Origin of the sequence: Hungatella hominis (genome assembly GCF_014288005.1) — a bacterium.
Lineage (GTDB): Bacteria > Bacillota > Clostridia > Lachnospirales > Lachnospiraceae > Hungatella > Hungatella effluvii.
Genome location: NZ_JACOPB010000007.1, coordinates 186,658 through 202,997 on the forward strand (window position 1 = coordinate 186,658; position 16,340 = coordinate 202,997).

Annotated in this window: 15 protein-coding genes; 3 read left to right on the forward strand and 12 right to left on the reverse strand. The window is 42.6% G+C overall.

Annotation, left to right across the window (positions count from 1 at the left end; translation table 11 throughout):
• Nucleotides 1-2: 2 nt before the first annotated feature.
• The 8 genes from H8S75_RS16860 to H8S75_RS16895 form a co-directional block, all read right to left on the reverse strand.
• Nucleotides 3-470 carry a hypothetical protein gene (locus H8S75_RS16860; protein ID WP_187022637.1) on the reverse strand — a complete coding sequence of 156 codons (468 nt, stop codon included), beginning with the start codon at nucleotides 468-470 and terminating at the stop codon, nucleotides 3-5.
• Entirely contained in the window at nucleotides 467-1,807 is a 1,341-nt protein-coding gene (locus H8S75_RS16865) for an amidohydrolase family protein (RefSeq protein WP_187022638.1), read from the reverse strand. The genes H8S75_RS16860 and H8S75_RS16865 overlap by 4 nt, the downstream gene beginning before the upstream one ends.
• A gap of 15 nt (nucleotides 1,808-1,822) precedes the next feature.
• Nucleotides 1,823-2,758 carry a ribokinase gene (locus H8S75_RS16870; protein WP_187022639.1) on the reverse strand — a complete coding sequence of 312 codons (936 nt, stop codon included), beginning with the start codon at nucleotides 2,756-2,758 and terminating at the stop codon, nucleotides 1,823-1,825.
• Nucleotides 2,759-2,771: 13 nt separating this feature from the next.
• On the reverse strand, nucleotides 2,772-3,662 hold the full coding sequence (locus H8S75_RS16875; RefSeq protein ID WP_187022640.1) for a dihydrodipicolinate synthase family protein: 891 nt from the start codon (nucleotides 3,660-3,662) through the stop codon (nucleotides 2,772-2,774).
• Nucleotides 3,663-3,684: 22 nt separating this feature from the next.
• On the reverse strand, nucleotides 3,685-4,839 hold the full coding sequence (locus tag H8S75_RS16880; RefSeq protein WP_187022641.1) for a BMP family protein: 1,155 nt from the start codon (nucleotides 4,837-4,839) through the stop codon (nucleotides 3,685-3,687).
• Nucleotides 4,840-4,944: 105 nt separating this feature from the next.
• A complete protein-coding gene (locus H8S75_RS16885; protein WP_187022642.1) occupies nucleotides 4,945-5,880 on the reverse strand; it encodes an ABC transporter permease in 936 nt (311 codons plus the stop codon).
• A complete protein-coding gene (locus tag H8S75_RS16890; RefSeq protein WP_243270299.1) occupies nucleotides 5,877-6,956 on the reverse strand; it encodes an ABC transporter permease in 1,080 nt (359 codons plus the stop codon). The genes H8S75_RS16885 and H8S75_RS16890 overlap by 4 nt, the downstream gene beginning before the upstream one ends.
• Nucleotides 6,934-8,511, reverse strand: coding sequence for an ABC transporter ATP-binding protein (locus tag H8S75_RS16895; RefSeq protein ID WP_187022644.1), 1,578 nt, complete (start codon nucleotides 8,509-8,511; stop codon nucleotides 6,934-6,936). The genes H8S75_RS16890 and H8S75_RS16895 overlap by 23 nt, the downstream gene beginning before the upstream one ends.
• A gap of 330 nt (nucleotides 8,512-8,841) precedes the next feature.
• Here H8S75_RS16895 and H8S75_RS16900 point away from each other — a divergent pair, with 330 nt between their 5' ends.
• Nucleotides 8,842-9,621 carry a DeoR/GlpR family DNA-binding transcription regulator gene (locus H8S75_RS16900; protein ID WP_187022645.1) on the forward strand — a complete coding sequence of 260 codons (780 nt, stop codon included), beginning with the start codon at nucleotides 8,842-8,844 and terminating at the stop codon, nucleotides 9,619-9,621.
• 233 nt (nucleotides 9,622-9,854) lie between these two features.
• Here the strand turns inward: H8S75_RS16900 and H8S75_RS16905 are convergent, their stop codons facing one another.
• Together H8S75_RS16905 and H8S75_RS16910 are read right to left on the reverse strand one after the other, a co-directional pair.
• Nucleotides 9,855-10,466, reverse strand: coding sequence for a retron system putative HNH endonuclease (locus H8S75_RS16905; RefSeq protein WP_187022646.1), 612 nt, complete (start codon nucleotides 10,464-10,466; stop codon nucleotides 9,855-9,857).
• On the reverse strand, nucleotides 10,441-12,363 hold the full coding sequence (locus tag H8S75_RS16910; RefSeq protein WP_187022647.1) for an AAA family ATPase: 1,923 nt from the start codon (nucleotides 12,361-12,363) through the stop codon (nucleotides 10,441-10,443). Before H8S75_RS16910 ends, H8S75_RS16905 begins: the two co-directional genes overlap by 26 nt.
• Before the next feature lie 235 nt (nucleotides 12,364-12,598).
• Here H8S75_RS16910 and H8S75_RS16915 point away from each other — a divergent pair, with 235 nt between their 5' ends.
• Complete coding sequence (locus H8S75_RS16915) at nucleotides 12,599-12,925, forward strand: helix-turn-helix domain-containing protein (protein ID WP_187022648.1); 327 nt, start codon at nucleotides 12,599-12,601, stop codon at nucleotides 12,923-12,925.
• Between the two features lies 1 nt (nucleotide 12,926).
• Entirely contained in the window at nucleotides 12,927-13,979 is a 1,053-nt protein-coding gene (locus H8S75_RS16920; RefSeq protein ID WP_187022649.1) for a DNA cytosine methyltransferase, read from the forward strand.
• A gap of 42 nt (nucleotides 13,980-14,021) precedes the next feature.
• Here H8S75_RS16920 and H8S75_RS16925 read toward each other — a convergent pair whose 3' ends face one another.
• Nucleotides 14,022-14,441 carry a very short patch repair endonuclease gene (locus tag H8S75_RS16925; RefSeq protein ID WP_187022650.1) on the reverse strand — a complete coding sequence of 140 codons (420 nt, stop codon included), beginning with the start codon at nucleotides 14,439-14,441 and terminating at the stop codon, nucleotides 14,022-14,024.
• A 40-nt stretch (nucleotides 14,442-14,481) separates the two neighbouring features.
• On the reverse strand, nucleotides 14,482-16,332 hold the full coding sequence (locus H8S75_RS16930; RefSeq protein ID WP_187022651.1) for a Z1 domain-containing protein: 1,851 nt from the start codon (nucleotides 16,330-16,332) through the stop codon (nucleotides 14,482-14,484).
• Nucleotides 16,333-16,340 lie beyond the last annotated feature (8 nt).

The window sequence follows — 16,340 nt, forward strand, 5'->3', positions numbered from 1 at the left end:
TCTCACTCCTTTGTCACAGCCCGCGTCTCTTCGTCCAGATACACATGGTAAAACGGCATTTCCGGGCATACTACTGTAATACAGACCGGCTCATCCCCCTCAGCGACCGGCATAAAATGTGCTTTTCCAGGCGGCACAAGCACCTCTGTACCGGGAGTTACCCTAAGTACCCGGAAACTCCCGGCACAGACAGCGCCATCCCTCGTATCTGCCACAGGAAACAGGGCGTTCCCGGAGAGAAATACGAATTTTTCATAGTCATCATGGTATTCCAGCTTCTGAAACACCGGATCCCGGTGCCACGTCTTCATTGTCCCGGTCGTAATCCGGTTCGTCTGAAAGCAGGCCGGAATCGAACTTCCCTTCCAGTAAAAATAGTCTTCCTGATATACGCTTCCCTCTTCCGGCATCTGCACAATCAGACCATAATCATTATCCGCCCTGATATCCTCAATTACCACCGTTTTCACGTTTCAGTCCTCTCCTTTTCAGCCCGCTGATATACCATTCGTCCGTCGATAAACTTCGCCTCTATATCCCTGTCATCCGACATCAGGATCAACCGCTCGGTCCTCTCATAGCTGCTTCTCTCACAGTAGTCACGGATCCTGGAATCATCCATGACCACAGCATCAAAGCAGTATCCTTCTTCGAAGCTTCCTACTCTGTCCCACAGGCCCTCTCCCCCATGGGTGGCCAGGAAAAATGCTTCAGCCAGTGACAGGACATTCTTCTTTGCATGAGGATCGTTTCCCCGCTCCGTAAATGCCCACCGTGCCTTCGACACGTGAATGGCATCGGTAATCGCACGCAGCAGAGAAAGTGTATTACTGCCCGCCATATCGCTTCCAAGCCCCACCCGGATGCCCTCCGCCAGATAGCGTTTTACAGGGGCAATCCCTCCGGAGCTGCTGATATTGGACTGGGGGCAGTGAGCGACAATCAGCTTTTCCCGCTTCTTCATCAGAGCAATCTCCTCCTCTGAAGAATAGACACAGTGAGCCATTACCGTCGGAACTGCGTCTCCAAACATATGATACGTGTCGTAGCCCTCCCCATAAAATGATATCTCCGGTTTCAGCTTACGTACCCATTCCATCTCGTCCAGCCCCTCGGACAGGTGAGACTGAACCGGAATCCCCTTCTCCACAGCCAGTTCTCCCAGTCCGCTCAGTAGTTCATCCGTACACGTCGGAATATAGCGGGGTGTAATCATGGGACGGCATTTCTTATACTGCTTCTTTTCCGCACAGTCACTCAGCCACCGTTTCGTCTCTTCCAGGCTCTCCCCCGTGGTCTCCAGCAGGCCGGGAATCGAATTCCGGTCCATATTTACCTTGCCCACATAAGCGGCGATTCCCTTTTCCTCCAGCAGATCCATCAGGATCTCCGTGCTCTGCCGGTGAAGAGTCCCGAACATAACGCACCGGGTCGTCGTGGTTTTTAAAAGGTCATCGGTCAGACGCTCATACGCTTTCTTTGCATATTCGCAGTCCTCATACCGTTTCTCATCCGGAAAGGCGTACTTCTCGAACCACATATCCCAGTCCGGATTTTCCAGATTCATCCCGATTCCCCGAAACGCGTACTGAGGCGCATGCATGTGCAGATCGCACATTCCCGGGAAAATGATTTTGCCCGTATAATCACAGACTCTTATTCCCTTCAGCTCATCCGGCAGTTCCTTCCATATCCCTTTCACCCTTTCATTTTCGCATACCAGAAAGCTCTTCTCTGCGAATACGAATTTGTCCGGTACCGGCGTATAGGCAATCGTTCCTTTTAAAGCAAATATCGTATGATTCATCTCTGTCCCCCGGTTCTAAATCGTCTTTTTAAATTCCGCCAGAAGCGTCTGCACCTCATCCATATGCGGGGCCGACTTCACCGCCCCTGCCTTCGTGGCCGTCAGAGCGCCCGCGCAGGAGGCAAACAGCACGGCCTCGTCCAGAGGCATTTCCACCGACAGGGCATAGATAAATGCGCCGGCGAACACATCCCCCGCCGTTGTTGTGTCCACAACCGTCACCTTCGGCGCCGGAAATGTCTGTATCCGGTCAGGCGTCACCAGAACCGAACCCATCTCCCCCAAAGTAATCAGGGCATTTTTGACGCCCTGTGCCAGAAACCATTTACCGGCTTCTATGGCGGACTCATAATCCGTCACTTCGATTCCCGTATAAAGGGTAGCCTCATGCTCGTTGGGTTTAATCCAGGTCAGATACGGATACAGCTCCGGATTAAACTTCGTCACGGGCGATGGGTCTAAAAATACGGCTGTATTCTTTTCATACGCTTTTTTAATGGCATACTCCACCATATCCAGATTCGTTTCAAACACAAAACTGGCCATAAACGCATCGTCAAACTCCTGATCGGCCATATCGATATCTTCCTTCGTATAGTGGCCGTGAGCTCCCGGAAAGACCATGATGGCGTTATTGCCATCCTTATCGATCATGATGGGAGCCAGTCCCGTCTTCTCTCCGTCCACCATCCGGACATAATCCAGGGAGAGTCCGTACCCTGCGAATTCCCTGCAGGCCGTTTCCCCGCCCTCATCCCTGCCCAGCTTCTGAATCAAAACCACATTTCCGCCAAGGATCGAGCAGGCGCAGGCGTGATTGGAGCCTTTGCCGCCGCCCTCTGTAAAATAGTAATTTCCCGTTACCGTCTCACCCTTGTCCGGAATTCTGTCCCCAATCAAAAAATAATCCGTATGATAGCTTCCCAGCGTTATTAATTTCTTTGGCTTCATTTCCGCTCCTTTGTCAAATCATGCCCATTTTTGTCAGTTCTTCCCTGATATAGTTCTTCTGCTCCTCCGTGGCCTGCGACATCGGCTGCCTCGGATATCCCATCGGCAGTCCAATCAGTTCGCCGGCATACCGGTATCCGGAATCCATCGGAGCGTGCTTTAAGATCGTCCGTACTTTCTGTACCCGGAACTGAAGCGCCCTTGCCCCCTCGATATCACCTTTAAAATACGCGTCGCACAGCTCCTCGATCAGTTCCGGGAACATGATGGACACCCAGGATATAATCCCGCATCCGCCCAGAGCCAGTGTTGCAAAAATTGTCGAATCACTGCCCGCGATGCATTCAAAATGGCGTTCTTTCGGAATCAGCTCCATGACACTCTGCAGATGAAGAATGTCCTGAACACTGTTTTTATAGCCTCTCACATTTTCATTTTCCTCCACCAGCCTTTTTACAAGCCTGGGTGAAAGAATGTTGTTGGTCTGAGGCGCGTTGTATACGTAAACCGGCAGTTTTGTCCTGCGGATCAGATTCGTATAATACTCGTAAATGGCATCTTCCTCATACGTGAAGGTATGAGGCTGCGCTATGCTGACCGCGTCCGCTCCCGCCTCCTCAAATGCTTTTATGGCTGTCAGAGCGTCCTCCGGCCGGTTCAGACAGATATTTCCCATAACCGGGACCTGACCGTTCACGGTTTTCACAGTTTCACGGAGCATTTCAATCTGCTCATCCACACTGGTCACCATGCATTCCGTCAGCCCGCTCACAAAAATCGCATGAATCTTATGATCCAGCTGAAACTGCACCTGAGCTTTCAAAAGCTTATAGTCAATATTTCCCTCTTTGTCCATCGGAGCGATGGGTTCCGTCATCGCTCCGTAAAATAAATAATCGTTCATCTTCGTTTCCTTTACTCAAAGTTTACTTCGTCGTTCTCTCCAGAATCTCCGGAACTTCGAATTCCCCGTTCACGATCTGCGCGGTCTTATCTTCAATTTTCTTAATTACATCTTCCGGAACGGCCGCATCGTATGGTGCCATGCCAATCGCCTCTTCCTTCAGTCCCATTCTCATGATTCCGCCCTTAAAGGTGCCATCTGAAACGCTCTTCGCCGCCGCTAAATAGGCCTTGTCCGCATGGTCTAAGGCACTGGACAAAACGGTTCCGGGTGCCACTGCACTCTGATCCACGGAAGAACCGATTGCATACACGCCCTTTTCCTGTGCCGCCTGAATCGCTCCAAGCCCGGTCTTATCCGCAACATGGAAGATGACGTCGGCGCCGTTTTCAATCTGTCCCAGAGCCGCTTCTTTTCCTTTTGCTATATCATCCCAGCTGCCTGCAAATACGTCAAACACCTGAATATCCGGATTTACCTCCTTCGCGCCCAGTTTGTACGCCTCCGCGATTCGGATCATCGGAGGTAAGTCAGAACCGATGATGACTCCGATCTTGCCCGTCTTTGACATGGACGCTGCCAGCATACCGGCCAGATATCCCGTCTCGTGCTCATTCAAGGAGATGGACGCCACGTTGTCCGCTTCCACAGTTCCTGTATAGACCGCGTATTTTGTATCCGGATAATCCCCCGCAATCTTTGTCACAGACTCACCGTACTCCATGCTGTGTGCAAAGATTAGGTTGTACCCCTTGTTGGAAAAATCCCGCAATGCCGGTTCCGCATCGGGAAGAGACACATTTTCTGAGAAATTAATCTCCGCTCCCATTTCACTTTCAATTGTTTTCATGCCATTATAGGCAGCCGCGTTCCATCCGGCGTCATTGACCGATCCGGTTACAATGAGAGCCGCTTTGAATTGTCCGTCCCCGGTTTTGGCGCTGTCCCCAGCTTTTGCGTCGTCCGTCTTCGTGGAGTCTCCGTTCTCTGTCTCTGTCTTATCCGCTTCCTTCTTTTCCGCTTCCTTCTCGCCAGCTTCCGCCTGTGCCGTCGTCTGTGCCGCCGTCTGTGCCGCCGTTGTATCGCCTGCCGGCTGTTTTGCATTTCCGCCTGCGCATCCCCCCAGGAGCGCTGCTGTCAGTGCCGCTGCCATTACCAAACTCAGTTTCCTTTTCATTTCTTCTCCTCCTTGTAGTTAGAAAGACATTTATACTTTCAGCGATTCGCTGATAGTTTTTTCTGATAAGTTTTGTTAATAGGTTTTGTTAATTGACTTGTTCCGTCATCCTTCCTTGCTGTATGCTTTTCCCAATGCGGCTGGTCCTTTGCTCCTACCCACGACTCCGGCCAGTGCCACCACGGTCAGCACATAGGGAAGCATGACCAGGAACTGATACGGAATCTGGAAGCCAAGTGACTGGAGCCTCAGCTGAAGAGCATCCGCAAATGCAAAGATAACGGAAGCAAACAGGACTCCCTTCGGATTCCATTTACCGAAGATAACGGCCGCCAAAGCGATAAAACCTCTACCTGCGGAAATATTGTCCATAAACATATTGAGCTGTCCGATGGTCAGACACGTCCCGGCCAGTCCGGTCAGCAGCCCACAGATGCACACCGCAGAATACCGCACGCCGTTCACGCTGACGCCCACGGTATCCACTGCCTTCGGGTTCTCCCCCACCGCCCGGATCTTCAGGCCAAAGCTGGTCTTATACAGTATAATAGAAGACACCGGTACAAGAATAAATGCCGCATATACCAGAATATTGTGCCGAAACAGGATCTCCCCCAGAAATGGAATATTTTTCAGCACCGGAATCTCCAGCACCGGCAGGCTCTTTGCCTGGGGCGGAATCGGAAGCACACCGAACATAACCCGGTAAAAGAAGCTGGTAAGCCCCGCGGCTGCCATATTTAAGGCGATTCCGCTGATCATCTGGTTAATCTGCAGGGTAACGCTCAAGAATGCCGCGACCAGGCCGACAAGCAGGCCGGAAGCCGCTCCAAACAGGACGCCCAAAGCCGCGCTGTTAAAATAGTAGGAGCCCAGAAAAGCACAGAATGCGCTGATCAGCATAATCCCCTCCAGCCCGATGTTTAAGATGCCCGCACGTTCCGAATACGTCTCCCCCAGCGCCGACAGAAGAATCGGGACCATCATGCGGACCGTGGCAGTCAGGAGCCCCACAATAAATGTCATGCTTAAGATATTCATTCTGTCACCCCCCTGTCTTCCTTTTTCGATGTGAAAATACGGGGTATCGGAACGTGTTTCACTTCGCTGATCAGAACGAAGAACACGATCAATCCCTGAATCACACTGATTAAAGAGGTTGGAATGGCAGCGCTTCTCTGCATCTCATTAGCCCCCACCGTCATTGCTGCAAAGAAGAATCCCGACACGAATACAGCCAGCGGATTCAGATTGCCGAGCAGAGCCACAACAACCGCCGTAAAACCATAGCCCGGAGAAAATGAATTTAAAAGCCTGTGGTGCAGCCCAGATATCTCCATCATCCCGGCCAAACCGGACAGACCACCGCTGATGATCATCGTAGTGATCAGTGTCAGGGGAACATTGACCCCCGATGCCCTTGCCACGGTTAAGCTGCTCCCCAGCAGTCTCACCTTATAACCAAATGTACTCTTTTGAATAACAAAATACATGATGACAATCAGTATGAGCGTAAGGATCAGGCCCGCATGCAGCCTGGTCGCCTTCACCAGAATCGGAAGCTGCGCTCCTGCTCCCAGCTCCGCCGTCTGCGGATTGACCCCCGCCGGATCCTTTAACGGCCCTGTCACAAAATAGCTGACCACCCAGGTTGCTATGTAATTAAACATAATTGTGGTAATGATTTCGTCGACTCCCAGCTTCGCCTTCATCATGCCCGGGATGCTGGCCCAGATACCGCCTGCTAAAACCGAGGCAAGCATGGTAACAGGAAGCAGAATGATCATAGGAAGATTCCCCAGCACGACGCCGATCCACGCGGTGGCCAGTGCCCCCATCATGATCTGTCCTTCCGCACCCACATTAAAAATCCCCGCTTTAAACGACAGCGCCACACCAAGACCTGCCAGCCACAATGGAGACGCTTTCACCAGCACCTCCGTAAAATTATAAAAGCTTCCAAATGCCCCGGTCAGAAGCGATTTATATGCCATGACAGGATTTGCCCCTGCATACAGAATCAAAACTGCACCAACCAGCAGTGCCGCCGCAATCGCTGCCACCGGTTTCAGTAACTGCGCCAAAATTTTTCTCTTATCGTTCTGTTTTATCTTCATTTTTCCGTTCTCCATCATGTACACCGGCAATCATCAGGCCAATTTTCTCCACATCGTATTCCTCACGATTCATCACTCCCATGATTCTGCCCTGATGCATGACTGCCAGCCTGTCGCTGAGTGAAAGACATTCCTCCAGTTCCGTGGAAATCATCAGGATGGCAACACCGGAATCCCTCGATTCCAGCAGCTTCCTGTGAACAAATTCGACTGCCGAAATGTCAAGGCCTCTGGTAGGCTGTGCGGCAATCAGGATCTTCGGCTCTCTCGATACCTCTCTGGCCAGCACCACCTTCTGCTGGTTGCCGCCGGAGAGACTCCCCGCCGGCGCGGCATAGCCGGTGGCCTTCACATTGTATTTTTCAATCATTTCCCCGGTATATTGATTGACCTTATCGTAATCGATCCATCCGCACCTGCTGAACTTCTTATCTCCATGGGTCTCCAGAATCATGTTGTCAGAAAGGCTCATATCCAGCGCCATTCCCTCCTTGTGGCGGTCCTGGGGAATATGGCCCATGCCCTCACGGATTCGATCCCGGACGGAAGTCCGGCTCATATCCCGGTTAAAGAACTCCACCTTCCCCTCCGTAATTTTACGAAGTCCGGTCACCGCTTCGACTACCTCAGACTGACCGTTCCCATCCACCCCGGCAACTGCAACGATTTCTCCTTCGTGTACAGTCAGGTTAATCTTGTCCAAAAGACGTTTTCCATCCTTTGCCGTCATGGAAAGGCCGCTGATCTTCAATGCTTCTCTTCCGGGTGCGTATTTCTTTCTCGGGAGGTCGACGGCAATCGGATGCCCCACCATGAGCTGTGCCAGCTCCTCATTGCTCTTATCCCTGGCCGGTACAGTCACAATTGTCTTTCCGTTTCTTAAAATCGTGATATTGTGGGCCAGATCCCTGGCCTCCATCAGCTTATGCGTGATAAAAATAACCGTTTTTCCCTGTTCCGCCAGTGTCCTGATGACAGTCCCCAGATGCTCTGCTTCCTGCGGGGCAAGTACGGCGGTCGGTTCATCCAGAATCAGGACATTGGCCCCGCGGTACAGTGCCTTGATGATCTCCACCCTCTGCTGGCTTCCAACCGGAAGGTCGCACACCTTTGCCTTTGGATCCACATTCAGTCCGTACGTTTCGGATAATCTGCGGATTTCCTCCGACGCTTCTTCCAGATCGAGAAACGGCTCTCGCCGTGAACGTCTCCCCAGAACCAGATTCTCCACAACGCTCAGCTCCGGTATCAGCATAAAATGCTGGTGAACCATGCCGATGCCGAGATGAATCGCTTCCTTCGGAGAATGGATTTCCACCTGCCTGCCGTCGAAGAAGATTTCCCCTGAAGTGGGCTGATACAGGCCGTAAATGATATTCATCAGAGTCGATTTGCCGGCTCCGTTCTCCCCCAGCAGAGCCCGGATCTCACCCTTGCCCACGCTTAAGTTGATATGATCATTTGCGACTACATTTCCGAACTTTTTGGTTATATTTTGTAATTTTAAAAGCTCCTCCACGTCGTCCTCCCTAATAATGTTATTATTTTTTAACATTTTCTGCCTTTTGGTTAGTTTTATGATAACTTTTTTTACATTTAAAGTCAATATTCGAAAAAATGTTTGTGAATACTCACATTTTGTTACTGTATAATTGTTAATTTTGACGTTTTTGGTAGGATAAATAGGGTTTTGTAGGGAATTCGTTTACATTTCGATACAAAAATGTTAATATCGAGTTAAGAAATGTTAGAGTTAAAAATATTAAATTTGGCGAAGTTAGAGTCGTTGAAGTTGGAATTGGCAAGGTTTGAATTGGTAAAGATTAGAATTTGTAAAGATTAGAATTGGTAAAAATTAGAATCGGCAAAATAAGGGAGGTCAATCATGAATAAAAAAGAGACCCGTTTAAATAATTTCATACACTTTTTAAAGATAAGAAACAGCATCACCGTAAAGGAGATGGCGAATCATCTAAATGTATCCGAAATGACTGTTCGCCGGGATATCAAAGAACTGACAGCAGACCATACAATTAATTTTGAGAACGGAAAAATCATGTTTAATCCCCAGAGCAGTCTGTCGGAGGCTTCCCCTTCCTATTCTCTGGAATCAGAAAAAGAAAAACGCAACCTGCAAAAAGAGCTGATTGGCAAATTTGCGGCGACTCTGGTAGAACCCAATGACACTGTCATCATAGACAGCGGCTCCACCACCGAGCATCTGGCCCATTACATTCCGGGCGGCATGCCCATGACAGCCCTGTGCTACAGCATGAATATCTTAAACGAGCTGATCACCAAAGAAGACATCAGCCTGATCTTTCCCGGCGGCTTCTACCACCCCAACGCCCAGATGTTCGAATCCCAGCAGGGAATCGAGCTGATCAATCAGATCCGCGCCAATAAGGTATTCCTCTCCGCCGCAGGCATTCACCGGGAACTCGGTATTACATGTATGCATAACTATGAGATATCTACAATGCAGGCAGTTATTAAATCCTCTGTCACCAAGATCCTGCTGGCCGATTCCAGCAAATTTGACCAGATCCGGCCAGCGTATTTTGCCTCGCTGGAATGTATTGATATTATTGTGACGGATCATTATCTGGGGGAGGAATGGCAGGAGTATATTCGGGGGGTGGGGATTGAGTTGTATTTGGTGTAGGATTGATTAGCTATAACAAAAATAAGAGCTTATAAAATTTTTTTAGAAATTTAGATATGATTGCATTTGTAAACTATAAAGGAGCTATTACAATTTCAGCAGTAAAACGGAGGCCGTAAATATATAAAATCATTAACGGCCTCGTGACTACATATTATACAAGATACATATAAATGAACAGTTACTATTAGAATCCCTTATAATATCACAAACACTGATCGGCTATAAAATATCTATTTATAAGTACTGATTTTATTCAATAATTTTTCAGATAATTCACTAAGTGAATAATTCTGTTTGCAATAGTCATAAATCACCTGCTTTGCTCTTGCTTCTACTTGCAGAGGATTATTTATTTTAAAAATTTCGAAAGTCTTTTCCGCCTTTTTTCTCATATTTTCAGGAAGACCAGATTTTATTTTAATTATAAATGTTTCTTCATCAAAGTACTCAGCCGTATCATCATAATATGGGTGTACTATGTTAAACTGACAGGTATTATAATAATCCGTCTTAACTGCAATTGTATCATTACATCCTTTTTTTGAAGAACTATTGCAATACTGACAGGCTATGACCAAATTTTTATTTATGTATTCGAATTCCGGATGAATTCTTCTTGGCGCAATATGCTCTATCTCAGGTCTGGATGTTTCAAATAATTTCAACCCACAATAAGCACAGCGATTATTTTGTTGTATCAACAATTGATACCTAATTGCTTTTTTTATTTTGTTATTAATTTTATTATTTACTGACCAATCCTCATATCGAGGGGTACCTAATTTTTTAATATATTGTTTTTGGCCTTTGGAATATTTAACTGGATTCGCTACATTCAACATTATTAATATACTCCTTTGCTTCATCTAAAACGTATTTTAAAGGATCGTTTTCATCCAAAACATATTTTCTAAGTTTACAGTACAATTTTTTAATGTTAAACAGCTCTTCCTTTTTTTGATGACTAATCAAATAGAGCAACTGTCTTACATCACTATCAAAATAATAGTTTCTTGTCATTCTAACACCAAAGAGATTATATAATATGTTTTCAGCCGACCAGGCATAAGTACTATAATTAATTGTGTTCACTATTTTCTCATTATTCTGACCATTCTCCATAGTAATCAAAGATGAACTTTCTGGATCCAAATCAGACACTAAGTAATGAGAATGAGTGGCAATTACAAAATGGCATGAACTATAGTCCTTAAACACATCTTTCAAAAAGCTAATATATTTAATCTGCCAATTTGGATGCAGACTAATCTCAGGTTCGTCGATAAGAACCAGTGAATTTTTTTCTATAGTATTAAAAATATTTGCAAACGAATACAAAATATGCTTTTCTCCAGAACTCGCATCATCAAAAGAATATTTTTCACCCTTTTTATATAAATACAAACTCAAATTTTTAATTATCTTAAGATTGCACAAATCTCTAATTAATTTATAGTCATTTTTAACTTTTAGTATCTCATCTCGGGTATTATCTGTACTAAAAACTATACCAAATTGAATTTTGTTTCCTTCTTGTATATACAGATTATTCTTTCTAATCTCTGATACATATTCTGCTAATATTTCGTAATCTTCTTCTGAAATCCTTTTTACAGCATCACGTCTAAATTCCTCTTGATCTGTTATTTTTTGTCCGCATTTTATTAAAAATGTTTTTAAATCATCACACCTAAAATCTCCCTCAGAAATTTCACATCCTATTGATATTTTAGAATCTAATTCAAGATATTTCGATAAGCGTTCTATAAAGTCCTGCAGTCTTTCATTTGATGCAAGATTAACTAAACATTCAGCAATTTTATTACCTATGCTGCTTGTCCATGAAGCATTTGACGTTACTCTTACTCCTAAATATTCATAAATGTTATTTTCATTTAAAGCAGTATTTTGTTTAAAATGGAACTTATCATTAAGCATAAACGCAACCGCAAGTACTTTCTTAGGTAAAGCATAATTTCCCTTATCCAACAATACATCATTTTTATGTATAATTACAGCTCGATTAATTATTTCTATTTCAATTAAATCACCATTTAATATATATTTTAACCCATAATAAGTGTATTTCAGCTGTGATACTGAATTAGCATTTTGAACTGCATTAAAGATATCTGAAAGTATCATTAAAATAAAACTTTTTCCAGCTCCATTGGCACCAATAATTAATGTGGTAATAGGCCTTTCACTTTTGCTCTTTAAATCATCTGGAAAAAATCTAATATTATAATATTCTGATTCTCTATTTTTTAACTTAAGGCTTATTAAACGAAATCCTACATCTACGCGTTCATCTAGCTTAGATATTTTTCCCTTTTTTCCAAATATATTTAAGTTTAATAGCTGCATATGATCGGTAGCAGAAATAAATTCTAAATCAATAGTTTTATTATCATATATGGTTACTACCACATAATCCCCTTCAACTGCATTTTTAGATTTATACCAATCATATATAATTTTTAGATTTCCATTACCTTCAAATTGTTTAGCGTATTCCTTCCTACTTTGTGAACCAGATGCTTTTAATTCAATAGATTTTCCATTTTCAAGTACGCATAAATAAATATCCCCCTTTTTTAAATTATATGCGTAAGCATATTCTGCTGGTATCGCAATATAAGCTTCTTCATCACGTAATTTTCTTGTATTGGTTTTCCTATGTTTACCCCAATTAATGTGCGCATCTTTTAACTGAATATAATAGACCCCTATTATCAATGTTATGTACCTCCCTATAATAGAAGCGAGTTACTCTCTATAGAATGACTCTGCCTCTTTATTCTTTAATAAAAATTTATTTTATATTGACTAAAACAGAAATGTTTGTTATAATACAGCAAACATACGTTCTATTATTCTATTTGATTTTGATATTTGCTGCGTTAATAAAGTATTTTTTATATTTCTATTGCATTATCGCAGCAAATATGATATCCTTTATCAAGGTGATGATATGAATAATATAGGAATATATTTAAAAAATTTACGTAAATGCTCTAACTTAAGCCAGTCTGACGTTCAAAAAGCTACAAATATAACTAACTCAATATTGAGCAGAATAGAACATGGGCAAACACCAAGCCCCGAAATATTAAAGCAGCTTTCTATCTTATACAATGTAGATTTGATCTCACTATATAAGATGTGCAACTTTTTAGATGACAAAGATCTTTCTAATCATCAATATATATTTAAAAACGCAGACAAATTAAATCCTGAAGAAAAGGATTGTATTCAGAATACCATTAATCTGTTTATAAAAAAACGAGGTGAAACATAATATGATTTTTAGACTAGGCGAATTATTTTGTGGACCTGGTGGACTTGCCTGGGGCGCTATTAATGCAGGGATTGCAGATCCCAATTTTAAAATCGTTCATCAATGGTCTAATGATTATGATGAAAACACGTGTGAAACATATCGATATAATATATGTCCAAATCAGCCATCTACTGTATATCATGCAGATATTCGAACGTTTAATCTAACTGGACTTGCTCCTATCGATGCGCTGGCATTTGGTTTTCCCTGCAACGATTATAGCGTAGTAGGTGAGCAAAAAGGCATGAACGGAACATATGGCCCGCTTTATTCATATGGTATTAAAGTTCTTAAGCAGTACACTCCCATGTGGTTTTTAGCAGAAAATGTAGGTGGTCTGCGTAATGCCAATTCTGGCAAAGCGTTTACAAAAATTCTTAAAGAGATGGGTGATGCTGGTTACACCTTAACACCTCACTTATATAAGTTTGAGCAATACGGCATTCCTCAAGCGCGCCATCGTATTATTATTATTGGAATTCGAAATGATCTCAACATTACATTCCGTGTACCATCTCCCAAGCCATATGAAGATGTAGACAATACTTGTAAAACTGCACTTGAAAAAATCCCCATTCCTGTTGACGCTATGAATAATGAGCCAACCAAACAGTCTAAAACTGTTATCGAACGTCTTAAATGCATAAAACCTGGTGAAAATGCATTTACTGCCAATATACCTGAGGAACTTCAATTACATGTATCAGGAGCTAAAATTAGTCAAATTTATAAACGACTGGATCCAAAAAAACCTGCCTATACTGTTACCGGAAGCGGCGGCGGCGGCACTCACATATATCACTGGTCAGAACCCAGAGCATTAACAAATCGTGAACGCGCACGACTGCAGACTTTTCCTGACACTTATAAATTTATTGGTAATAAAGAAAGCGTCCGCAAACAAATAGGTATGGCGGTTCCCTGTCAAGGCGCAAAAATTATATTTGAAGCAGTATTAAACAGCTTTGCTGGTATCCCCTACGAATCTATTGATGCCAATATAAACGAATAATTCATAAGCAAAGTACAAGTTATATGTGCTTTGCTTTTTCTATCAATTTAGTTCAACAATTTCTTGATAAAGTTTCTCCAGGCACTGCTCTCTTACTTTTTTCTTTAATTCACATTCCCAAATTGTAATAACCCTCCATCCCTGTGCCAGTAAAAGTTCTTTATTTTTTTTATCTCGTTCAACGTTATGATCTATTTTATTTTTCCAATATTCTACATTTGAAGAGGGCCATACAAATCGCGGACAATTGTGATGATGCCAAAAACAACCGTTAACAAAAATTATCACTCTGTATTTAGAAAGTACAATATCTGGACACCCCGGTAAATTTCTAACATTTTTACGATAACGCAGTCCTTTAGAAAACAGGTATTTTCTAACAATTTCTTCTGGTTTTGAATTTGTACTTCTAATATGAGACATATTCTTACTTCGTATTTCTTTTGTATGATTATCTGACATATTTATCCTCCAAATGCCTGACGCAGCAAATGATAAAATACTATACTAACTCTTCCTCAACATCATAATAAACCATCGATTCCGGTAGTTTTATATTAGGAATCCAAAGCTTTTTTCCGAACCACCCTTTATTTCCTGTTACTTTATACATTGTCAACACAGTCTTATCTGATTGTGAAGCACCTAAAGACCAGTCATTTGGTGACAGCATTGCTCCGGTACCTTTTGCAATATCTCTATTTCTTCGAACAATTAATATGCCCTGCGCAGTAGGGTTATTTGCCAGTATTGCTAATAAAGCACCATTAAAAGCTGAAATTTTAAAATCTTTATCCGATTTTATATGTTTAAAAATTTCAAGCATTAATCGTATATTTACTTGATAAAATGATTCATTATGATCGAAAGGTTCCAATAATTGATCTAATTTTTCAATTGTGTTATTATCTGGATTAAATGGATAGTAATTTCTGCCTCCTGTTATAAGATTTACTTTATCTTTATCTAATACAGATATCCTAGTTGGGCTTATCCCTTTAGGATAATAGATATTAATTCGTTCGCTTCCATTTTCTATCTGCGATATAATAGAATTATTAGTAGCATTAATATCTGAAAATAATTTATAAAGACATTCATCAATAAAAATCTTCATCATACCGGGATCTCTGTCATATCCAAACATACGGCTATGCTGCCACATAGTATCCGCCTGAGGCTTCTTACTTGTTCTAGTATAATAAATTGTATGCAGGCTTGGAAAAGTGACACCTCTTCCAAGAGTGTTTCCTCCAATAATTATGTTAACTCCTTCTGCATAGTCAGAACTGGAAACTTCACTTTTCCCGTTCATAATTAAAACTTTGACCTGATCCTTTTGAAGCAAATTGACAACCGTTTCATATAACTCCTCAAAAGGCACTTTTTTTGTCTTTTGAGGAGTTATAAATCCATATTCTTTTTTAAATTCTTCTTTAAAATCAGTATCTATAAACTTTAAACACCATTTAAGTTCTTTATTAACTTCTTCAGCATATCGATTATGAATATTCTGTCTGACACTCGGATGGAAAAGACAATTTGATACTTTTCCTCCCGTCTTAATAATTTGACCTGATACTACAAGATGACGAATTATTACAGCTCTAGTTGGATTATTTATATCTTCTAAGTATATAACTGCATCAGACTTACGATTAGGAGGAAAGAAATAGTTTCCGCCTAAATATTCATTTCCTGGTTCAAAATAATAAGTAAAAAATGGACGCCAGCCAGAGGCTAATGTTTGAAGTAATATTGCCTGTGGAGTACCAGTAACCTGCAGATACAGACTGCTGGAAGCTCCATCTTTTATTGATTCTAGATAACGATTAACAGAAGATTTCTTGTCTCGATTAATTAAATTATTAAGAGATGCTGCATCTGCTTCATCATCAATAATAAATAAAGGATTCCCCCTCATAAAACCAGTGGAATTTAAAATATTAGACCAAAGTTTTAGAATACGAACGTTTTTTTTCAGTACAATGATTACTGGCTGCAGTAAATTGTTAGCAAGAAATAATCCGCCGTCATTTTCTCCGCAAATACAAAATCCATCTAAATCTTCCTTTACCCGCTCTAATGTCTGCTGCTGCAGAACAATATTATCAGTTGTTAGAAGTACAAAAACAGGAAAACCAAGATCCGCTGCTTTACATATAATTCCAAACATTTGTCCAGTCTTTCCTGACTGTACATTTCCAAATAACAGCCCTATTTCATGACCGGTATATGGAAAACTACGAATATATTTTTCTCCTATATCGTCTGAAGTTTTTAAAATAGATTCTGAAAGTTTAATATTCCCTCTATCGGAAATGGTTTTTAAATATTTTTTAAGATAATTCATATTCAGCT